The 6095-nt window shown below is 76.1% G+C and carries 4 protein-coding genes; 3 read left to right on the forward strand and 1 reads right to left on the reverse strand.

Going from position 1 to position 6095, the window contains the following annotated elements; translation table 11 throughout:
- Positions 1-64 precede the first annotated feature (64 nt).
- The 3 genes from JWP64_RS27975 to mftE all read left to right on the forward strand — a co-directional run bounded on the left by JWP64_RS27975 (position 65) and on the right by mftE (position 4759).
- Positions 65-2068: a mycofactocin system FadH/OYE family oxidoreductase 1 gene (locus tag JWP64_RS27975; RefSeq protein WP_297502942.1), complete on the forward strand. Its 2004-nt coding sequence runs from the start codon at positions 65-67 to the stop codon at positions 2066-2068.
- Entirely contained in the window at positions 2065-3984 is a 1920-nt protein-coding gene (locus tag JWP64_RS27980) for a mycofactocin system FadH/OYE family oxidoreductase 2 (RefSeq protein WP_297502943.1), read from the forward strand. The genes JWP64_RS27975 and JWP64_RS27980 overlap by 4 nt, the downstream gene beginning before the upstream one ends.
- 64 nt (positions 3985-4048) lie before the next feature.
- The gene (gene mftE, locus JWP64_RS27985) at positions 4049-4759 is read left to right on the forward strand and encodes a mycofactocin biosynthesis peptidyl-dipeptidase MftE (protein WP_297502944.1); all 711 of its coding nucleotides are present in this window, start codon (positions 4049-4051) and stop codon (positions 4757-4759) included.
- 25 nt (positions 4760-4784) lie between these two features.
- Here mftE and JWP64_RS27990 read toward each other — a convergent pair whose 3' ends face one another.
- Positions 4785-5954 (reverse strand): nucleotide pyrophosphatase/phosphodiesterase family protein, encoded by a 1170-nt coding sequence (locus tag JWP64_RS27990; protein ID WP_297502945.1) that lies wholly within the window; start codon positions 5952-5954, stop codon positions 4785-4787.
- Positions 5955-6095: the final 141 nt, after the last annotated feature.

The following is a 6095-nucleotide window of genomic DNA, read 5'->3' on the forward strand; positions in this document are numbered from 1 at the left end:
GGTCCACAGTCCGCCGGCGCCGGACCCGATCAGGACGGGTCCGGCGCCGCGCGACCATCTGCGCATGTCCCTCCTCGACGTGATCAGCCTTCGTGGTCGCCGGGCGTCTTCGCGTGTGTTGTTCGGGCCGCACGAGACCAACCTCGGGTACCGCCGGGAGATCTCGGCCCGGCACGTCGACCACTACGCGCGACGGGCCGCCGGGGGCTGCGGCGTGATCGCCACCGAGATCGCGTCCGTGCACCCCTCGGACTGGCCCTACGAGCGCGCCCCGCTGGCGGCGGGCTGCGGTCCGGGCTGGTCGGAGGTGGTCCGCGCCTGCCGCCCGCACGGCTCCCTGGTGCTGGCGGGGCTCGGCCACTCCGGTGCCCAGGGTTCGACGGCGTTCTCCCAGCGAGCCCTGTGGGGTCCGTCCCGGGTGCTCGACGTCGTCAGTCGTGAGGTCCCGCAGGTGATGGAGGCCCCCGAGGTCGACGCACTGGTGGCCGGGTTCGCGGCGGCGGCTGCGCTCGCCGTGGGCGCGGACCTGGACGGGGTGGAGGTCAACGCCGGGCAGCACTCCCTGCTGCGGCAGTTCCTGTCCGGGCTGACGAACCACCGTCGCGACGCGTTCGGGGCCGACCGCGGGCTGCTGCTGCGGTCCGTGGTCGCCGCGGTCCGCGCGGAGCTCGGCGCCGACCGCGTGCTCGGGCTGCGGCTGTGCGTCGACGAGCTGGCGCCGTGGGCGGGGATCACGCCGGACTCCGCCCTGGAGGTGCTCCGGACCCTCGACGTCGACTACGTCGTGCCGGTGCGCGGCTCGGGGCTGACGGTCTCCGCGACCCGGCCCGACCTGCACACCCCGCCGGGCTTCAACCGGGAGCTGTCCGCGGCGGTGCGGTCCGCCGTGGCGACGCCGGTGGTGCTGCAGGGCAGCGTCGTCGACCCGGGGATGGCGTCCTCCGCGCTCGCCGACGGAACCTGCGACCTCGTCGAGATGACCCGCGCCCAGATCGCGGACCCCGACCTCGTCGCCCACGTCCGGGCGGGGACCCCCGAGCGGATCCGGCCCTGCACCCTCTCCAACCAGGACGCCGCCCGGGATCCGCGCAACCCCCTGATCGCCGCCCCGGCCCCGCGAGTCGGCACTTCCGGTCGTCCGAACGACACATCCCGGGACACCGCCGCGGCCCCGGCGCCCGCCGTCCCGCGCGGCGACGGCGCGGCCGGCAGGCCGCGGGACGTGCTCGTCGTCGGCGGGGGGCCGGCCGGGCTGGAGGCCGCGCGGGCCGCCGCGCTGGACGGGCACCGGGTCCGGCTCGTCGAACGCTCGCCGGTGCTCGGCGGCGCCCTTCGGCTCGCCGCGGCCGTGTACGGGCGGGCCCGGATGGGGGTGCTGATCCCCTGGTGGGAGCGGGAGCTGGCGCGGCTCGGGGTGGAGGTGTCGCTGGGGGTCGAGGCCGGTCTCGACGACCTCGACGCGGCCGAGACGGTCGTGCTCGCGACCGGGTCGGTCCCGTCGGCGCCGGCGTTCGCGTCCGCTCCTTCCGTCCGCGTGCTTCCCGCGGCGGAGTTCGAGGCCGAGGTGCTGGCCGGACGGCCCGTGCTCCCGGCGGGCGCGGCCGTCGTCGTGCACGACCCGATCGGGGACTGGACCGGCGTCGGAATCGCCGAGCAGGTCGCCGCCGGCGGCGTCGCGTGCTCGCTGGTGACGCCGGACGCGGTCGCGGGCACCCAGCTCGGCCGCACCGGCGACCTCGCGGACGCGAACGCCCGTCTCGAACGGGCCGGGGTCCGGCGGGAGCTGTTCTCCAGGCTCCGGTCGGTGGCCGGGGGCGTCGCGACGATCGAGGACGTCCACACCGGCGAGGCCCGCGGAATTCCCGGCACGCTCGTGATCGACTGCGCCCACCGGCTGCCCGAGGACACCCTGTGGCGGGCCCGGCCGGATCTCGTGCGGGTGGGGGACTGCGTCGCCCCGCGAACCGTGGCGGAGGCCGTCCGGGAGGGACGACGGGCCGGGGAGGTCGTGCGCGGAAGACGCCGCCCTGGCAACGAGTTCGGCGCACAGGCGGCGCAGCCGCGATGAGGCTCTTCGAGCCGCTCCGCGTCGGGCCGCTGCACCTGCGGAACCGGATCGTCTTCACCGCGCACCTCACCGGCTACGCCGTCGACGGGCTGCCCACCGCGCAGCACGCCGCCTACTACGCCGCGCGGGCCGCGGGCGGAGCCGGGCTGATCATCACCGAGGAGCACTCGGTGCACCCCGCGGACCGGCCCTACGAGAAGGTCCTCCGCGGCCACGACCCGGCCGTGCTGCCGGGGTACCGCCTGATCACCGACGCCGTCCACGCCCACGGCGTCCCCGTCCTCGCGCAGCTCAACCACAACGGCGGGCAGTCCTCCGGGATGTACTCGCGGCAGCCGGTCTGGGCGCCGTCGGCGATCCCGGACCCGATGTTCCGCGAGGTCCCGGTCGAGATGGGCCCGCGGGAGATCGCCGAGGTGGTCGACGGGTACGCACGCACGGCCGAGCACTGCGTCGCGGGCGGGTTCGACGGCGTCGAGCTGCAGTGTTCGCACGCGTCGCTGCTGCGCGGGTTCCTCTCCCCGGCGACGAACCACCGGACCGACGGCTACGGCGGATCGCCGGAGAACCGGGCGCGGCTGGTGCTCGAGGTCGTCGCGGCGGTCCGTGAGGTGCTCGGGCCGGACAGGGCCCTCGGCGTCCGGATCGGCGCGGACGAGCAGGTCGAGGGCGGCATCGGGCTCGACGAGGGCGTCGGGCTCGCGCGGATGCTGGAGGCCACCGGGCAGGTCGACCACGTCAACACGTCGATCGGCGTGGCGACGGCGACGCTGCACCTGATCGAGGCGTCGATGCACACGCCGCCGAACTACGCGACGTTCATCCCGTCGGCGATCCGGCGGGCCGTGCGGCTGCCGGTGATCGCCGTCGGCCGGTTCACCGAGCCGGCGCAGGCCGAGCAGGCGCTGGCCGAGGGGCACTGCGACCTGGTCGGCGTCGCACGGGGACAGATCGCGGACCCGGACTTCGCCGCGAAGGCGCGCACCGGCCAGCAGGTGCGGACCTGCGTCGGGTGCAACCAGGAGTGCGTCGGCCGGGTCGGGCTCAACCGGTGGCTGGGCTGTGTCGAGAACCCGCGGGCGGGCCAGGAGGCCTCGCCGCTGCCGACGCCGGGGATCCCGCGACGCGTGCTCGTCGTCGGAGGTGGTCCGGCCGGGTTGCAGGCCGCCGCGACCGCGGCGGCGCGCGGACACCGCGTCACCCTCTGCGAACGTTCCGACTCGACGGGCGGTCAGCTCGTGCTCGCCGCGAGCGCGCCGGGGCGCGGGGAGATCGGGCTGGTCGCCCGGAACCTCCGGGTCGAGTGCGCGAGGGCGGGGGTGGAGATCAGGACGGGGATCGACGTCGACGCGGCTTACGTGCGGGGGTCCGGCGCGGACGTCGTCGTGCTCGCGACGGGGTCCCGGCCCGCCGCGCCGCGCTGGCCCGGCGGCGTGAGCGTGCACGACGTGCTCTCCGGCGCGGCGTCTCCGTCCGGTGACGTGCTGCTCTACGACGAGCTGGGCTTCCACCAGGCGACCTCGACCGCCGAGCTGCTCGCCGCCCGGGGCTGCGCGGTCGAGATCATGACGCCCGGGATGGTCGTGGGGCAGGACCTCGGGATCACCCTGGACCGGGAGAACTTCCGCCGCCGGGCCCACGCCGCGGGGATCCGGTCGTCGGCCGACCGGATGGTGCTGGATGTGGAGACCGGTGGAGCGCGGACGCGGGTCCACGTGCTGCACCACCCGACGGGCGCCCTCGAGGAGCGGGAGGTCGACGCCCTGGTCTGCGCGTTCCCGACCGAGCCCGCGGACGAGCTGTGGTCCGAGCTCCGCGACGGCTCGCTCCCGGTGCACCGGATCGGGGACTGCCTCGCCCCGCGCCGGATCGACGCCGCCGTCGTCGACGGGCACCGGGTCGCGGTGAACCTGTGAGGGTCATCCACAGCGTCCACGCCACTCATCCACCTGTGGACAACCCTGTGGACGGAGGGGATCAATGACCCACATCAGCGACCTGACCTGGGCCGACGTCCGCGACGGACCGTCGCGGACGCTCGTCGTGCCCGTCGGGTCGGTGGAGCAGCACGGGCCGCACCTGCCGCTCGTCACAGATGTCGCGATCGCCGAGGCGGTGGCGCGCCGGGTGGTCGGGGACGATGCCGGGCTGGTTCTGGCGCCCGCCCTCCCGTACGGCGCGGCGGGCGAGCACGAGGGGTTCCCGGGCACCGTGTCGATCGGGCACGAGGCGCTGCGGCTGCTGCTCGTCGAGCTCGGGCGGTCGGCGTGCCGGTGGGCGTCGCGGCTGCTGTTCGTCAACGGGCACGGCGGCAACGTGGCGTCGCTGGTCGAGGCGGTGACGCTGCTGCGCCACGAGGGCCGCGACGCCGCCTGGGTCCCGTGCATGGCGCCGGGGGTATCCGGCGACCCCCACGCCGGGCTGACCGAGACGTCCCTGATGCTCGCCCTCCGTCCCGAGGCCGTCCGGGAGGAGGCCGCGGCACCCGGCAACTCCGAGCCGCTCCGGGAGCTGCTCCCCCGGATGCGGGCGGGCGGCGTGGCCGCGGTCAGCCCGAACGGCATCCTCGGCGACCCGACCGGTGCGAGCGCCGACGAGGGGCACGCCCTCCTGGCGGCGATCACCGCCGCCGTCACGGCCGCGATCCACACCTGGGCCCCGGACGAGAAGACGGCCCGCCTCCCCTTCTGACTCGCGGGGGCTCGGGTCGCGGCGGTCAGGCGGGGTAGGCGACGAGGAAGGGAACGAGCTGTTCGGCGGGGCTGAGGGAGCCGTGCTGGCCCGGGAGGGTGGACAGCATCGGTTCCGCGACCGTGCGGGTCACGCCGGCGGTGCCCCGCATCGCGACGACCACGTCCCCGATCCGCGGGGCGACGTGCTCGCCCAGCGCGCCGAACCAGCCCGCGGCGACGGCCTCGTCCCGGGTGACGACCCACGCGTCGTCGCCGAGGACGCCGCGCCAGGCGGCGAGGACGTCCGCCTCGGCGCCGGGCTCCGTGTAGACGTGCCGGCTGCGCGGGTCGCCGCCCAGCAGGCGGACGCCGTTCTGCAGCCCGCCGAGCACGTCCGCGTCGTAGTGCCGGGTCAACCGGACCATCCCGTGGTCCCCGGTGACGGCGAGCAGCGTGTCCGGCGGCAGGTGCTCGACGATCGACTCGACGAGCCGGTCGATCTGCCGCAGCTGCAACCGCCACGGCGGCGTGCCGGGCCCGTGCAGGTGGCCGAGCGCGTCGAGGTGCGCGTGGTAGGCGTAGGCGAGCCGCGGTCCGGGCCCGGACAGGGACTCGATCACGCCCGCCGCGAGGTCCCCCAGCGCGTGGACGCCGTGGTAGTTCCCGCCGCGCAGCGCGGCCCGGGTCAGGCCGGACCCGCGGAACTCGGCGGGGGACACCGACGTCACGTGGACGCCCTCGGCCGCGGCGCGCTGCAGGATCGTCGGCCACGGCTGGACGTGCTCGGGCGGCAGGAACTCCCGCAGGTCGACGGGGTCGGGCTCGCCGTAGGAGCTCCACTTCAGCGAGTCCAGCAGCGCCTCCCCCGCGGCCCGGAAGCTGATCCCGACCATCCCGTGGGCGCCCGGCGGCAGGCCCGTCCCCAGCGACGCCAGGCTGATCGACGTGCTCGACGGGAAGCCGACCGTCAGCGGGTCCGCCGTCGCGAGAGAGGTCAGGAACGGCGCGTCGGCGGGATGCGCCGCGAGCAGCTCCGCCCCCAGCCCGTCGACGAGCAGGAGCGCGGCGGCGTGCGCGGGCGGCAGCCCGAGGTCGGGCACCGCCCCGATCCCGGGCACACCGATCGCGGCGGCGAGGGCGGGTAGCACCTCCGCGAGTGAGCGCTCGCCGTACCGGGGGAGCACCGGACCGGCTACATCAGACGACGCGGGCACGGGACGAGGGTGCCACGACCGGCCGCCGACATGTGAGGATCCTGCGGTGAGCACCGGCCCCGCGGCGACGCGGCTCCCCGACGGTTTCCGGGTCGCGCTGGACCTCCGTGTCCGCCGGCTCCCCGGCGCGGGCGGCGGCGC

This window comes from Pseudonocardia sp. (assembly GCF_025465255.1).
Lineage (GTDB): Bacteria > Actinomycetota > Actinomycetes > Mycobacteriales > Pseudonocardiaceae > Pseudonocardia.